At 53.2% G+C, this 15,362-nt stretch carries 12 protein-coding genes; 9 read left to right on the top strand and 3 right to left on the bottom strand.

Translation table 11 applies throughout. From position 1 onward, the window contains the following. Nucleotides 1-21 precede the first annotated feature (21 nt). On the top strand, nucleotides 22-753 hold the full coding sequence (locus tag IB252_RS17660) for a CpsD/CapB family tyrosine-protein kinase (protein ID WP_225607487.1): 732 nt from the start codon (nucleotides 22-24) through the stop codon (nucleotides 751-753). Between the two features lie 43 nt (nucleotides 754-796). Here the strand turns inward: IB252_RS17660 and galE are convergent, their stop codons facing one another. Continuing rightward, on the bottom strand, nucleotides 797-1,774 hold the full coding sequence (gene galE, locus IB252_RS17655) for a UDP-glucose 4-epimerase GalE (protein ID WP_192409716.1): 978 nt from the start codon (nucleotides 1,772-1,774) through the stop codon (nucleotides 797-799). 257 nt (nucleotides 1,775-2,031) lie between these two features. Between galE and IB252_RS17650 the strand changes: the two genes are divergently transcribed. Then, entirely contained in the window at nucleotides 2,032-3,678 is a 1,647-nt protein-coding gene (locus tag IB252_RS17650) for a phosphoethanolamine transferase (RefSeq protein ID WP_192409715.1), read from the top strand. A gap of 64 nt (nucleotides 3,679-3,742) precedes the next feature. Here the strand turns inward: IB252_RS17650 and IB252_RS17645 are convergent, their stop codons facing one another. Then, nucleotides 3,743-6,361: a glycosyl hydrolase family 5 gene (locus IB252_RS17645; RefSeq protein WP_192409714.1), complete on the bottom strand. Its 2,619-nt coding sequence runs from the start codon at nucleotides 6,359-6,361 to the stop codon at nucleotides 3,743-3,745. Nucleotides 6,362-6,366: 5 nt separating this feature from the next. After that, nucleotides 6,367-7,890, bottom strand: coding sequence for an O-antigen ligase family protein (locus IB252_RS17640; RefSeq protein ID WP_192409713.1), 1,524 nt, complete (start codon nucleotides 7,888-7,890; stop codon nucleotides 6,367-6,369). Nucleotides 7,891-7,985: 95 nt separating this feature from the next. Between IB252_RS17640 and IB252_RS17635 the strand changes: the two genes are divergently transcribed. From IB252_RS17635 to IB252_RS17605, 7 genes are all read left to right on the top strand, one after another. Beyond that, nucleotides 7,986-9,362 (top strand): oligosaccharide flippase family protein, encoded by a 1,377-nt coding sequence (locus IB252_RS17635; RefSeq protein ID WP_192409712.1) that lies wholly within the window; start codon nucleotides 7,986-7,988, stop codon nucleotides 9,360-9,362. Between the two features lie 321 nt (nucleotides 9,363-9,683). After that, nucleotides 9,684-11,141 carry an FAD-dependent oxidoreductase gene (locus IB252_RS17630; protein ID WP_192409711.1) on the top strand — a complete coding sequence of 486 codons (1,458 nt, stop codon included), beginning with the start codon at nucleotides 9,684-9,686 and terminating at the stop codon, nucleotides 11,139-11,141. A gap of 133 nt (nucleotides 11,142-11,274) precedes the next feature. Continuing rightward, nucleotides 11,275-11,892, top strand: a complete 618-nt coding sequence (locus IB252_RS17625; protein ID WP_192409710.1) for an acyltransferase — start codon at nucleotides 11,275-11,277, stop codon at nucleotides 11,890-11,892. After that, nucleotides 11,885-12,841 (top strand): glycosyltransferase family 2 protein, encoded by a 957-nt coding sequence (locus tag IB252_RS17620; RefSeq protein WP_192409709.1) that lies wholly within the window; start codon nucleotides 11,885-11,887, stop codon nucleotides 12,839-12,841. The genes IB252_RS17625 and IB252_RS17620 overlap by 8 nt, the downstream gene beginning before the upstream one ends. Before the next feature lie 8 nt (nucleotides 12,842-12,849). Further along, a complete protein-coding gene (locus IB252_RS17615) occupies nucleotides 12,850-13,374 on the top strand; it encodes a serine O-acetyltransferase (protein WP_111448715.1) in 525 nt (174 codons plus the stop codon). 43 nt (nucleotides 13,375-13,417) lie between these two features. Continuing rightward, nucleotides 13,418-14,395 (top strand): glycosyltransferase family 2 protein, encoded by a 978-nt coding sequence (locus IB252_RS17610; protein ID WP_192409708.1) that lies wholly within the window; start codon nucleotides 13,418-13,420, stop codon nucleotides 14,393-14,395. Nucleotides 14,396-14,402: 7 nt separating this feature from the next. Continuing rightward, a complete protein-coding gene (locus IB252_RS17605) occupies nucleotides 14,403-15,338 on the top strand; it encodes a DUF535 family protein (protein WP_111448713.1) in 936 nt (311 codons plus the stop codon). The last annotated feature ends 24 nt before the right edge of the window (nucleotides 15,339-15,362 follow it).

The following is a 15,362-nucleotide window of genomic DNA, read 5'->3' as shown; positions in this document are numbered from 1 at the left end:
CAACAGACCTCGTCAAAAGCCATGACGCCGACCGCGCAGTCCACAGGTCTGAATGCACTCAGTTATGTGCAAACCAAGGTTGTACCTTTGCGGCCAGATCACCTTGAGCGCAACCGCATTGTGGCTTACAACAAAAATTCGAGTATGAGCGGGGCATTCGATCTACTGCGTACACAAGTTCTAAAAATCATGGAGGAAAATGGCTGGCGCACGCTCGCCATCACCTCGCCGACTCCAGAGGCAGGCAAGACGGTGTTGGCTATAAACCTGGCGATGAGTATCGCGCATCACACGACCAAGACGGCGTTGCTGGTGGACTTCGACTTGCGTCGTCCGAAGGTGGGTGAGTACCTGGGTCTGCCGATGGATAAATCGCTTAATGAATTGTTGGCAGATGAAGCCGAACTGCAAGAAGTATTGGTCAATCCGACCTTGCCGCGCTTTGTGGTTCTGCCGACGCGCGAGCCGATTCCTCTTTCCACCGAGGTGTTGTCATCGCCTGCAGTAAGCTATTTGATTGCTGATCTGCGCGAGCGCTACAACTCACGCATCGTGATTTTCGACTTGCCGCCGTTGTTGAGTTCCGATGATGTGATTAACGTCCTGCCCAGGTTCGACTGCGTCCTGCTCGTTGTCGCTAACGGATTGAACAGCAGGAAAGAGATCGAGGAAAGCCTGCATCATCTTGGGACAGCCAATCTGATTGGCACGGTGTTGAACAAAGCCGAACCCGAAAATCGCTCTTACTATTAGAGCATCACCCGCAGGAGTCGGCGCTATTGGCTAGCGCCGACGGTCAGTGCCAAGGGTACTTCTGCTCCCAGCTCCAGGCGTGCGCCACTATCTGTTCAAGTGAGCCAAATTGCGGTTGCCAACCCAGTAATGTATTGGCCCTGTGGGGATCGGCCACAAGGCGTGGTGGATCGCCCGCGCGACGTGGCGCTTCGCTGACAGAGATATCCTGGCCGGTCACGTAGCGCGCGGTATCTATCACTTGCTGTACTGAGAAACCTTGACCGTTACCGAGGTTGAACGCCGTGCTTGCACCTCCTGCCAGCAGATAATCCACGGCCAGCGCGTGAGCGGCAACGAGGTCGACAACGTGGACGTAGTCGCGAATGCAAGTGCCGTCAGGCGTATCGTAATCACGGCCATAGACGGTGATGGTGGCGCGCCGTCCGGAGGCTGCTTGCAGGATCAGGGGCAGCAGGTGGGTTTCCGGTTCATGGCGTTCACCTAACTGTCCTTCAGGGTCTGCTCCGGCGGCATTGAAGTAGCGCAGGCGGACCGATTTGAGCCCATAGGCGCGGTCGAAATCTTCAAGCATCTGCTCCACCATCCACTTGCTGCGTCCATAAGGGTTGATCGCGGCCTTGGGATGCTCCTCGTCGATCGGTACATACACCGGGTCACCGTAGACGGCGGCGCTCGAGGAAAAAATGAAGTTTTTAACCCCGGCGCGAACCATCGCCTGGAGCAGCGTCAGCGTGGCGGTGAAGTTGTTTTGATAGTACTTGGCAGGTTCAGCGACGGATTCGCCCACCTGTATAAAGGAGGCGAAGTGGAACACGGCATCAAAGTGGTGTTCCGCAAACAGGGCGTCCAGCGCCTGTTCGTCGGCTATGTCCAGTTCGACCAATGTCCCGCCCTTCAACGCGCTGCGATAACCCGTTGAGAAATTGTCTGCCACCACAAGATCGTGACCTGAACTCAGTAGCTGCTTCACCATGTGCGAGCCGATATAACCCGCGCCACCCACCACCAAAAATTTCATCCTGATCTCCGATTTCCTGGGCACTATCGCTGTGCAAGCTACTGCCAGTCGAACTTGATTGTAGTCGGCCATCAAGGCAGGTCGCGGGCAGCTTCTTCATTTGCCCCGCAATGCCAAGTGTGAGGAGTGCCAAGCCTTGCGACTCGCGACGTCTGGAGCGCCAAAGGAGAGAATATTTCGAACACGATTCAGCGAGCGCGCCAATTGAAGCTACCCTCTGAAGAGGCATTTGGGCATCCTGCGAGGATAATTATCAAATGAAAAATCCTGCCAGAATTATCGATTACTCATTAAGAATAGTTAAAGCAGAATGGCCAAATTTAGTATTGTGGTCCTTTCTGCTGTCACCGTTGATTGTTAGAACGCTGGCAAACTATCAATACTCTAAAATTGATTTATTGGTCGTTTACACCCTTGGCATGTCAGTGTTGTGGCTTTTGGCGATTAGATTTATTTCGTCCAGTCAATTTAAGGTCCACATTATTCTGCTGCCGTTCTATTTGGTAGCAGCTATTGATCTCTTTTTGGTGTTGAATTTCAACTCGAGATTAACAGCTGCTTATATATTTATTGGCTTGACAAACTATCAGGAGGCTGGCGAGTTTCTGCCGACCTATTGGCAGCCCATCAGTGTTGTTTTGGTGATTTTCATATTGTGCTATGGGGCTGGATTAATAGGTCTGCATAAGCGCGAATTATATAAAAACAAAGGTATTTTTGTTTTGGTTGTTAGCGCCTTGCTAGTGGGGTATGGGGCGTATTTTTATAAAACCGTCAAACTTAATTCTTTCGGGAAATCTGCAGTCATGGATCTCCTTGCAAAAGACCAAAGCACGCCAATAGGTTATTTGTCACAAGCTGCCCTGACTGCAAACCTTTATTTGGGGACGGAGAACCTTATCAAGCGCCGTCGGGAATCTGATGTAAAAATAACCAGTACGTCGGATCAATCCAATATAGAAACCATTGTTTTTGTCATCGGTGAGTCATCACGGCCGCAGAACTGGTCCCTCTACGGTTATAACAAGGAAACAACCCCGAATCTCGGTAAGCAGGCAGGGCTTTTCAAGTTTAATCAGATCTGCACGACAGCCCCCTATACCTCGTTTGCGGTTCCTTCAATGCTGAGCCTTGAGCCTATATCGGATTGGGACGCCATTGCGTCGACAAAATCATTGGTGGGTATATATCGCGCGGCCGGGTACATGACCTATTGGTTGTCTGTGCAAGAGGTTGATAGTTTTGGCGGGATAATTCCACAAATAGCCGCAGAGGCACAATACCGTCAGTATTTTGAGAGAAGCTATGATGGGGCATTGATTTCAGAATATGAAAAGATACTAAATAAAAGCGATACACAAAAGAAAGCCATATTTATTCATGTCAAGGGCAGTCATTTCGAGTATTCACGCCGATACCCGGAAAGTTTCGTTAAGTTCAAGCCGTCAACAGACAGCTTCAAAGACAAGATTACTGCCGAGTATGACAATAGTATTTTGTATACGGACTGGCTATTGGGCACCCTTATTGATCAGTTGAGGTCAAGCAAAAAACCATCTGTCTTGTTTTATTCATCGGATCATGGTGAAAACATGATGGATGACAGTCGCGGGCTCTTGGGTCATGGCATTGGCAATCAATACGATCTCCCGGTTTCGGCATTTATCTGGGCGTCCGATAATGTTTCGAGCCAGCAATCGCTCAAGCTTTTAAAGTTGAAGGAGAGAGAGAGTCAGAAAATCAGCATATCCTCCTTGTCGCATACGCTTTTAAATATCACAGGGGTTTTAACGAGCAGGTATAAAAGTTCGGAGGATTTATTGAGTGATGAGTTTGTATTGTCGAAATGTCCACATCTGCTCGGCGCAGGCTATGTTCCATTGTTTGATTTTGAAGCCCTTTAAACAGCCCTCGCTGAACAACGCCGCAAGGCGTTGTTCCATCAAGTTGAGGTCGGCTGCACGTCGCCTAAGGTTGTGCTTGCGTGACGTCTTTTTTCAAGAACAACCAGTTCGACGCCTGCAAGCCGTCGAACTTGATGGTATAGCGGCCATCAAGGTAGGTCGCGGGCAGCTTCTTCATTTGCCCCAGAATGCCGTGGGTGAACAGTGTCAAGCCTTGCGGCGCCTGGATGGTTAGCGTGCCCTCGAGGGGCTCAACGTAAAAAGGTATTTTGTCGCCGTCCTGGGGGACGGCACGGGTGCCTAACGAAATCAGTAAATCCTGCGATCGGCTCAAAGGCGCGTCGTCCAGACTTTGCACCACCACACTGGCGTTGGTGGTCTTCACTTGAATCTTAATGTTGCCAAGGCTGATCGACTCACCCCCGATCCAACCGGTAGCGGCCTGGGTGCGCGGCGTATTGATGGTGTAGACGCCTTGTTTCCAGTTGCGCTTTAGCTCACCGGTGTCGGTCGTGGACTCGATGGCATTGGCGTCCAGCAGCGACTGGCCAGGGTCATGAAATTCCTGTGCATTGCTTGGGATAACGCTCTGTTGCAACCAGGGCAATTCCGGCGTCTGTGGCATCGCGATTTCCAGCTTGCCTTTCTCCATGGCTGTGCGCAGGAGAGCAGAGTTGGCCGGTGTGATCATTTGGTTGAACAGGGTGGCTGACGTCGGCGCGAAGACGTAGGTCGTTGTTGCTTCGCGAACGTCTGCACGGCGATAAAGCAAGGCGGCGGCGGGCAGGGTGGCCAGCATTGCTGGGTCGTTATAGGCGTGCCAGTTGTTGGCACTCATCCCTACGCCCCCCATGGGTTCCTGGCTGTAGGCATATTGCATCAGTGCATCCCAGCCTTGGTGGCTGGCGGTGCCGGCGATATAGAGTGGCAGTGAGTGACGGTCTGGTATCGGGAAGGGCTCATTGTTCCACTCGGTGACGGTCAAGGGTTTACCGATGACCTGGCCGGCGGCAATCCAATTCACTATGCCGTCGCTGTAGAGCGGGTTTTTCTCGACCTGTCCCGAGCCACCGTAGCTATGGACATCGATTACGTCGCCGGCGGTAAGGGCCGGCAGGGAATTCAGGCCATTGCGGCCCCAGCTACTGGTCGTGGCGATGGGGACCTTCACGCCTATTCCACGCAGGTGTTGAATCATATCGACGTTGAAACGTCGCTCCAGATCGTTGAGGAACATCTTGGAGGGGCCTGGCTCCCAAGAGCGCCAGGTCTGGTCTGCAGACAGATTGTGCTGTTTGGCAAAAGCCTCGGCCTCCGCCATGTAGACGCGGTTGTGCTTCGGCAAATTCTTGTCTGGCAGCAGGGCATTGCCAAAGTGATTGGTGACGTCGTTTTCGTTGGTGATCAGTACAGCGGCAATCGCCGGGTCGTCTTTGTAGGCGAGACCGGTATAGCTGTTTACATGGGTCAGGTAGGCTTCGGTAAAGCGCTTCATGGCTTGCTGAATGGTGACATTCACATAGGAATAGCCCTTGAGATAGGTGAAATTCTGTTCTTCTTTCGGCAATTCATCGAAGCCATAAATGTTGTCCTTTTCAGTAAAGACTCGCTGGACGTGCATATCGAGCCACACATAAATGCCTTCGTCTTTCAGGCATTTGATCCACCAGTCGATTTTTTTCAGCGATTCCGGGCTCAGTTGCTGGGTGCTGCGCGTGACCCTGCCATCGCCAAAGATGTTCGGGAAGACCCATGGCGAGTCATGGTGGTGCAGTCGTACAAGATTGAAACCCAGTGCCGACAGGCGTTTGGCCTGCAGCTTGATTGCATCGTCTGAGGTGAGGAACAGCGCGTAGGCCGAAAGGTTGGTGCCCCAGAAACGCGCCGCAGTGTTGTCGGCAAATAGCAATTGCTCGCCAGAGGCTTTGACGAAGCCGCGCTTGCCTGCAGGTTTTTCTTGAGCGTTGAGAAAAGACAGGTCGACCGGCGAGGTTTTCCAGTCGAGCTTGTCAGTCGGCCAGCTCTTTGGGTCCGATAGCCCGAAACGCTCGGTAATGGTTGGGCCGACCGCCACATCGCCAGAAACGCTCAAGGTCGCTGTGAATTCCTGGCGGCCAGGTTTGATCGTGTTCTTGTAGAAAAAAGCACGCACCTCGGATTTACTGCCCGGTTCCAAGTACACACTCGCCAGTGCGGGCTCGAAGCGCATTTCGATGCGTCGCCCTTGCGCATTGCCCCAGGTCCAGCCGCGGTTGTCGGGCAGCAAAGTGGGCTCGCCCATTTCTCCAGCGAAAAGAGCGGGGTCGAATTCGAAGACAATGCCACCACCTGAAACGCCCGACTTCCCGCTGTGTGCATCCACGGCAAAGTTCCAGGTCAGCTTTTGTTCGTCTTGCTTCTGAATCTGCGCAGTCAAGTCGAAATCCAGCGCTTTGTTTTTGCCTGCAAGGGAGTATCGATAAGGGGCGTTTACCTTGAATTCGGTCTGCAAATACGTCCAGTCCCAGTTGCGCCCAAAGAACGAGAATGTCGTAGCGATTGCCGGACTACCACCACGCTCCAGCATTGGCAGGCCGTTGCGCTCATCCACACTGACGACCCAGTCCGACGCCCAGATACGAATCGGCCAAATAGCCAAAAACAGCAGGAGCAGTATCTGGGGGCGGCGAGACAACTGGATCATGGGGTCTACCTGAGTTGGAGATGGGCACTCGCCGAGACGGCCGTCGAGGTGTGCTTGAGCCTGCGTGCCATCTGAGCGTAGGCCACGCACACTCCAGCTACCGACCAATACACCACGGGGATGACCGTGATACTGCTAACGGTAACGATAGTGATCAGGATCCCGGCCAGTGTCGCCAGAAGTGCACGTCCGAGTCGGCGCGCCTCATCGTCTTCGTTGGGGAACGAACGCATCCCCTTGCGGATGCCCTGCAGAACACTGGCGAAAAAAACCACGAAAAGCGTCAAGCCAATCAAACCGAACGACAGCGCTATGCCGATATAGGTGTTCACGATATCGATGATCCCCTGGCCCTGAATCATGGACTGCATTTCCGGTGTGCTGCGGAAATTGAAAGAACCCAGCCAAGGGTTACGCTGGATAACGATCACGGCGTTATCAATCAAGCGCTGCCGGTAGGTGATATTTTCGACATCCACCGTGCCGATAAACGGTAGCAGATCAAGCACTTTTTGCCCGCCCGGCACGATGGCCAGCACGGGCAGGGTGAGCGCCCCGGCGGCGGCCAGCAGCATCAGGCGTTTGATTGCTTTACGGCCGGTGCCGATGAACACGACGATCATGACGGCTGCACCGATCCAGGGGCCACGCGACAGCGGTGCGTACAGACCACCGGCGAGCAACAGTGCGCCGAGGCTGCGCTGCAATTTGCTACGGACCTCCTCCTGCAAGTACAGGTAAAAGCCGATGGCCACGCTGATGACGAAGCCCAGCGCAATGGCCTGGCCGGTAGTGGCGCTGGCGCGCAATGAGCCACCCCGGCTCAAGTAGCCGGAATCCCATTGCATGCCCATGGCGTAGACAACCGCGCTGTACAGCTGCCAGTGCTTGGCATATTCGAAGAGACCTATAAGCGACAGCACCATGGCGGCGAGTACAAAACCGAACAGAGCGTCCTTGAAGTCGCTGAGGTTCTTCAGCGCCCGGCTGGCAACGTAGTAAGGCAAAAAAACTTCGATGAACAGGTAGAGCGTTTGGCGCAAGGTGTCGGTGACGGTGGTTTCGCGCAGGAAAAGCAGACTCGTCAGCAGGAGGTAGGCGGCTAATATTTTGTCAGGCCAGGTACGCCCGAAAGGGACCGTGTCGGCGCGCTTGCGCAGAGTGAAAAAAGCCGGAAGCAACACACACAGCGCCAGCACACGAATATGGTTAAGGGCAAAAAAATAGTTGATCAGGCCGAAGCCCGGAATCTCCGCCGTGGCCGGCGGGATGAGAAACAGCAGAAGGAAAAATAGCGCCACGGGATTGCGCTCGCGATTTCGTGCGAAGGTCAACACGATCGCGGCAATGCCTGCGTACACCCAGAAACTGTGCGAAACAAATGCCAGTAGCGTCAATACGAACCACAGATTGCGCCGACGAGTGAAATTACGGTCGGGAATCAGGTCTGCCGCTGGTCGACGTGCGATGGCAAAAACGATGCCAGTAAGGACCAGAATGACAATCAACGCTCGGAAGTGCTCAGGCATGGATGATTGGACTTATTGATTGATGAGCGACGGCTAGTGGAATGGCTAAACGCGACTATAGTTCCTTTTGAGCCATCGAGTCCGGGGATGATGTTATGTCGTTAGTCGATTTGTCGCCATCGTTGGGCCTTCGTAAGCGAGCGATCTCTGCCGGGGCATGGAATCTCGGGGCGCTGGTTACGTCTCAAGCCTTTCGCTTGGGCGGCAACCTGATAATGGCCCGTCTGCTGATGCCGGAGATGTTCGGCATCATGATGATCGCCATCACCGTTTCCCTGGTTCTGCACATGCTTTCCGATGTCGGCTTGCGCCAGAACATCATCCAGAGCCCGCGTGGCAACGATCCGGTTTTTCTCAATACCATCTGGACCGTGCAGATCGTGCGTGGCTTTATCCTTTTTGCTTCGACACTTCTCCTCGCGGCCCTCGCCTGGTATGCACAGGCCCTCAATCTGTGGTCGCCCAATTCCACCTACGCCGCACCCGAGTTGCCGCTGGTGTTGGCCGTGACCGGTTTCTCGGCAATCATCGTCGGTTTTCAGTCGACCAAAATCGACCTGGCAGTGCGCTCTTTCCAGCAAAAGAAAGTGGTACTCACCGAGTTTGGGTCTCAGGTCGTCGGGCTGTTGGTCATGCTGGGCATCGGTTACTTCACCAGGTCCATCTGGTCGCTGGTGATTGCAGGTCTGGTCCAATCGATGGTCAACACGCTGCTGGGGCATGTCTGGTTTGAGGGCCCTTCTAACCGTCTACAGTGGGAGCGTTCTGCGCTCAATGAATTAGTCGGCTTCGGCCGTTGGATACTGTTGTCGTCGGCAGTGGGCGTATTGGCCATGTACGGTGATCGTGTCTGGTTCGGCGGCAGCATGACGGCCGGCGAACTGGGCGTTTACTCCATTGCCGTGCTGATTTTGGGAGCCGTTCAGCTTGCATTGCAAAAGGTAGTCGGGGCCGTGGCCTTGCCGGCTTTCAGTGAGGCCTCAAGAACGAATGACACCGTACGGCTCCACGCTTTGTATTACCGCTTGAAATTGATGCTCGATCTGGCCTGCCTGTTTCTCTGTGGACTGTTCCTGACCGGCAGTCCACTGCTCATCAGCATCTTGTACGATGAGCGTTACGCCCAGGCCGGCAACATGATGGCCATTCTTTCACTCTCTTTTTTCACAATGCGCTACATGCTGGCGAATCAGGTCTGGATTGCCTTGGGACTCACCAAGTACCAGGCCATGGATAACATTATTCGCGTGGTCTCGTTGTGGGTGCTGCTGCCTCTGCTGTTGGCGATTGGCGGGGTCAAATACGCGATTTGGGGCGCTGCCCTGTACACGTTTCCTACGCTTTTCCTGGTTTTTTATGTCAATTGTCGTCTGGGGATGTTCAGTCTCAAGCGTGAATTGGTGGTGCTGCCTATGCTGGCAGTGGGGGCATTGTGTGGGGAGTTATTGACGGTTTTTTTTAAATGGCTTTGATCTATTTCTCTTGATGTTTCCAAAGCTGCGGCACCGCGTCGCCATTGAGATATTGATGGCCGTCGCCAAATTGTGGCCTTGATGTAGCCGTTGAAATTTCCAATGTAATCTCGATGTCGTGGAGCTTTGAATCATGAGAGAGACTGATTTGAATACCTCTGTGATGGGGCGCAGAAGCTTCCTCCAGGCTTCTGCTCTATTGAGTCTTGGAGGGATCATGTTCGGATTTTCCAAAGCCGCCCGGCCTTCCGCTGCTAAATCCGAGTTCATTGTAATCAACGGATGGGTGCTGCCTGCCCGGCATTTTTGGCAAACACACGCATGATCAAAGACTACCAATCGCAGAAAGAACTGCGCGACCACTATGACATTTGCATCATCGGCGGTGGGCCAGCCGGCATTACGCTGGCCTTGCGTTTAGCCGGTAATGGTCGGCATGTGGTGCTTGTCGAGGGCGGTGGGCTCGAGTATTCGCCGGTCTCGCAGAACCTCTACAAGGTCTCATCATCAGGCCTCGAGATGTATGCTCAGGAAACACGCCTGCGTTATCTTGGCGGGACCTCCAATCACTGGGCCGGGCGATGCCGTCCATTCGAACCGTCGGACTTTATCGTGGCCCCTCCGGTGCCTGTGCCGGGCTGGCCCATCGCGTTTTCCGAGATCGAGCGCAATCTGCCGGAGGCCATGGATATTGTCGATCTTCCGCCGCACTCCGGATTCAAGGCTATCAATGCGAGTCTGGACGGCAACGACTTTTACGCTGATCGTTTCCTGCTAAGCCCGCCGACGCGATTTGCACAAAAATATGCCAAGGAACTTAATGAGACCGAGGGGCTGGATGTCTTCATCCATTGCAATTGCGTCGATCTTGAGTTCGACAGCAAGGCCGGCCGCATAGCAACGATAGTCGTCTCTGACTATGAGTTGCATCGAGAGCGAGTCACGGCAAAACAATTCATTCTGGCGACTGGCGCGATCGAGAATGCCAGGCACCTGCTCAACAGCGAGTCTCTGGCAACTGGCGGTATCGTCAGCAAGGATGGTTTCGTCGGTAGATGCTTCATGGAGCACCTGAACGTCGAAATGGGAACCTTCATTCTGAACGACGGGCAGGGTACAGATGCTCGGCAGGAGTACTTCACGACCGATGCATTCGTGATGGAGCACAAGTCAGGTAAAGGGAATGTGACGGCCACGCTTGTAGCTGAAGTGAAATCCTATGGGCGAATGGCTGCCATCAAGAGCTTTTTCGAGAACCTCGTTTGCGAAGTGGGTGCGGAGCGCAAGGTTGAATTTATTGCCAAGTTCGATTGCCCTGGAGACGGGGTGCTCGGCACGCTGATCGAACAGTTTCCCAACCCTGACAGCCGAATCTCATTGCTCGACGAGCGAGATGCGTTAGGGATGAGGAAGGTAAATGTTCATTGGGAACTGACCCCGGCAGACAGAAATACCGTCAAGTCCATAGGGCTCGAAGTGGCGAAGTGTTTTGCCGAAACAGGGTTGGGCTTTGTCAAGTTGGAAGACTACGTTTATGACGTCGATTTGCCACTGAGGCTCAATCCCCATGCTCATCATATGGGGACCACACGGATGGCGGCTTCGCCTGAGTTTGGCGTTGTCGACGAGAACTGCAAAGTGTTCGGTGTCGAGAATCTTTACGTGGCGGGTAGCAGTGTTTTCGCTACAGGCGGTGCCTGCAACCCCACAATGCCTATTTTGCAAATTGTTTTAAGGCTGGCGGAACATCTTAACCATCAGATGGGCAGGTATTCCTGAGGGGGGAGCATGTGTTGATTATTTGAGTGTTGGATTTTAGGGAGCGTCTACTCTTAGGGAAGTGGTAATGAAGAATCAGGGTGTCTCTAACCTTGGCACAGGTGTCTATCGCTGAATTCATGAGGCTGAGAGGATGATTGGTCTACTAAAACGCACGATTGCTTATATTGCAAAAACAACGGGGTATGGGACCCCGCTCTATAAAAAATTCTGTAAACCGGACGGGTATGAATGGGCTAAACATATGGTTCGATGGGGATCTTTGCACTCCATCGGTCAAGGCGTATGGATCAATCCTGCTGCCAACATAACTGACCCTTCGCTGGTACGACTCGGAAATAATGTAGGTTTATCTTGTTGCACGCTGTTCGGCCACGATGGAATAATCGGCATGCTTGAAGTGCGTTTTGATAAAAAACTGGACTCTGTCGGCCCTATCGATATTCTGGATAATTGTTTTATCGGTTATGGCTCTATCATTATGCCGCGTGTGACTATTGGCCCTAATTCGATTGTCGCGGCCGGTGCTGTAGTCGTAAAAGATGTTCCGCCTGGGGTAGTGGTTGGGGGTAACCCAGCCAAAGTTATCTGTACCTTGGAAGAAGTGTTGGCGAAAGTCGAAGAGCGTAGCGCCACTTATCCATGGATTGACCTTATCAGGCAGCGCAATGGTGTATACGACCCGACATTTGAACCGAAGCTTATAAAAATGAGAGCGCAACACTTTTTTGGCGAGCAACCCAATGGCTAGCGCTCCCCTTGACGTGTTGGTGGTTAATTACAACACAGCGGAGTTGTTGCAGCCGATGTTTAATGCGTTACGCCAGTCAACTAGCGTGGATCGCACGCGCTATTTGGTGGTGGATAATGCCTCTGTCGATAATTCGCTGGAGTGCCTGGCAACTATTTGTCCAGAGGCATTGCAACTCGCCAATGAAAATAATGTTGGCTTTGGGCGTGCCAATAATCAATTGGTTGAACACCTGCAGGGAAAGTATGCGCTGCTCCTCAATACTGATGCCTTTGTTGCTGCGGATACGCTGAGCAAGACGCTCGACTATATGGAAACTCATCCTGATTGCGGTGTCCTCGGCGTTCGATTGGTTGGACGAGCGGGTGATTTACAGCCCTCCTGTCGCTATTTTCCAACGCCGTTGAATGTCTTCCTTTCGCATACGGGGCTTGAACGCTTTTTCCCTGTGGTGAAAAGAGTCGACGACATGGCCTGGGATCATGCTTCGGTGCGTGAGTGCGACTGGGTGCCCGGGTGCTATTACCTGATCCGCCGTGAAGTCATCGACCAGGTCGGATTGTTCGATCCGCGCTACTTCCTTTATTTCGAGGAGATAGATCACTGCAAACGCGTTAAACAGGCAGGCTGGAAGGTCGTTTACTACCCGTATACCACGGTGGTGCATATCGGCGGTGAAAGTGCCAAGTCTGTCGACAAACTCAATGCGGATAGTCGTCAGCTCCCCACGATACAAATCGAAAGTGAGCTTTTGTATTTCCGCAAGCACCACGGTCTGCCCGGTTTGGCCTCACATATGCTACTGGTGAGTCTGGGTGATTTGATTGTGGCGCTCAAGGCGCTATTGAAAGGCCGCGGTCGGGCCGCTTTAGGGGCGTGTTGGCAGCATACTCGTGTGACCTGGGCGTTGCTGCGTGATACCAAATTCGCTAGCCAACCAACACGGTAGGGCCAGTTATGTTCGAAAACATACGTGCGGATTTACATGCATACGCCGGAGACTGGGGGGCTCAGGGGTTTTGGGTGATGGTGGTTTATCGCTTTGGGCGCTGGCGTTACGGTGTGCGACCGGCACTGCTACGCAAGTTGTTCTCCTTTATATACAAAGTGCTCTTCAAACTGGTGCAGATCGTCACGGGTATCGAGTTGCCGTGTGAGGTGGTGGTCGGGCGCAACTTCGTCATCGATCATTTCGGCGGAATCGTGATCAGTGGCTTTGCGCAGTTCGGCGATGATTGCCGTATCCGCAATGGCGTCGTCGTGGGCCTCAAGAATGTGAGTGAGCCGATTGCTCCGGTGATGGGTAACAATGTTGATATCGGGGCAGGGGCCAAGGTGCTGGGCAATATCCGAATTGGTAACAATGTCGTGATTGGTGCCAATGCTGTGGTGCTGACCGATGTGCCGGACGACTCGGTGGCCGTGGGCGTGCCTGCGACTATCAAGAAAAGGAAGTACGCAGAATCGAGGGAGTTCTCATGAACCACCCGATGGATTACTTCAATTGCGTCGCTGAGTGAGCGCCATGGCTATGGGGATGGGTGTCGTTGTTATCGGTCGCAACGAAGGCCTACGGCTTGAGCGTTGTCTGACTTCCCTCGCCGGTTCGGCGCAGAAAGTTGTTTATGTCGACTCTGGATCAACCGACGGGTCAGTGCAGATGGCACTGAGGCTTGGGGTCGAGGTGGTCGAGTTGGACATGACGATTCCCTTTACGGCTGCGCGTGCGCGCAATGAAGGATTTGCCTGCCTGCAACGCTCACTGCCGGCGATGCGGTATGTGCAGTTCGTTGACGGTGATTGTGAAATTGTCGGCGGTTGGCTGCCCCGGGCGCAGGCCTTTCTTGATACACATCCTGACGTCGCGGTGGTCTGTGGACGGCGCCGTGAACGTTTTCCGCAGCACTCTGTTTACAACTTACTGTGTGATTTCGAATGGGATACGCCGGTAGGTGAGGCCAAGGCATGTGGGGGCGATGCGTTGATGCGGGCTGACGCCTTTGCCGACGCGTCCGGGTTTCGACCGGGCCTTATTGCCGGGGAAGAGCCTGAATTGTGCGTGCGTCTGCGTGGGAATGGTTGGAAGGTCTGGCGTCTGGGCGAGGAAATGACCTTGCACGATGCAACCATGACCCGTTTCGGCCAATGGTGGCAGCGTACCTTGCGCGGTGGTTATGCCTTTGCCGAGGGCGCATTTTTGCATGGGGCTGCACCGGAGCGACATTGGTTGCGCGAGTCGCGCCGTGTCTGGTTCTGGGGATTGGGTGTCCCGCTGGCGACTGTTATCGCGAGTTTGGTGTTTGGATGGTTTGGGCTGCTTCTTCTGCTGGTCTATCCATTGCAGGTCGTGCGCCTCGCCCGCGGTGGCGATAGATCCACACGCGAAAACTGGCTACGGGCTTTCTTTCTCGTGCTGGGGAAATTTCCCGAGATGCTCGGCCAAGTCAAGTTTCTACTGAACAGATTCGGCGCCGGCAAGGCCGCGTTGATCGAATACAAGTGAGACTTATATGAATAATTGGGTGATATTAAAGAGCGTATTTTTTTTACACGCTGGGTATTCCTTAAGGGCATTGAATAATAAGTTTAAAATGCTGGTTTTAGTTGCAAAAAACTGGTCCGAGCTGAAGTTGTTTTGCGGGCGTATGTCGAACGCCTTGGGTAAGTCCGGTGTTGAGAAGTTAGGCGGGGATTGTGTAGGCGTTGTTCATTGGCCCTACATCAGTAAAAGCTGGAGCCCCAAGAATAAGCTTAGTGTTTTAGCCTCGCATTACGAAGTCGTTACCAAAAGCTGTCCGCAGCTATTGCTGTTGGGGCGAAGTGACAGTTTGCTGCTGAGTGATTTGTCGGAGTTTGCGGCTGGCTGTTCCCTGGTGCTCGATCGTCCCTTCTGGTTTATGCGTGAAGGGGAGTTGGTGCTGAACTTGTTTCAGGGGGAACTGCGCATTGCGTCAATAGCATTCACGTTGTGTCGCACGGACACTGAGTTATGTATTTTTATCGGTGCTGTTCAAGGGATACATAAAGGCGTCGAGAGTGAACTGTCGTTGAGTATCTACAGGGACCTGACAAAAGACTTTGAAGGCCTGCGGCCAAGAAGCTTTCTGATCGAAGTTATTAAATACATTGCCATCAATATCGGTGTTGAAAAAATTTATGCGGTAGGGGATGGGTATCGCCACCATCGTCATCCGTATTTTGGCGCTCACAAAGCTCTGGAGCTGGCGGCAAATTATGATGTGATCTGGTTAGAACATGGCGCGACTCCTTCAGAGCGCGAAGATTTTTTTGAGATTCCCATGGTTCTTTCCAGGAAGCCGCTCGACAGTATTGCTTCAAAAAAACGGGCCATGTATCGCAGGCGCTATGAGTTGCTGGACGACACCTTTAAAAAGATAGACAGCGTGTTGATCGGTAGTTATAGCAGCAACCGTGTGGCTAGTTGACGTTCCCGAGACCTGTACTACTGT

Source organism: Pseudomonas sp. PDM10 (assembly GCF_014852295.1).
Classification (GTDB): domain Bacteria; phylum Pseudomonadota; class Gammaproteobacteria; order Pseudomonadales; family Pseudomonadaceae; genus Aquipseudomonas.
Note: the sequence above shows the minus strand (reverse complement) of the source record. Positions and strands in the feature narration are given on the sequence as shown.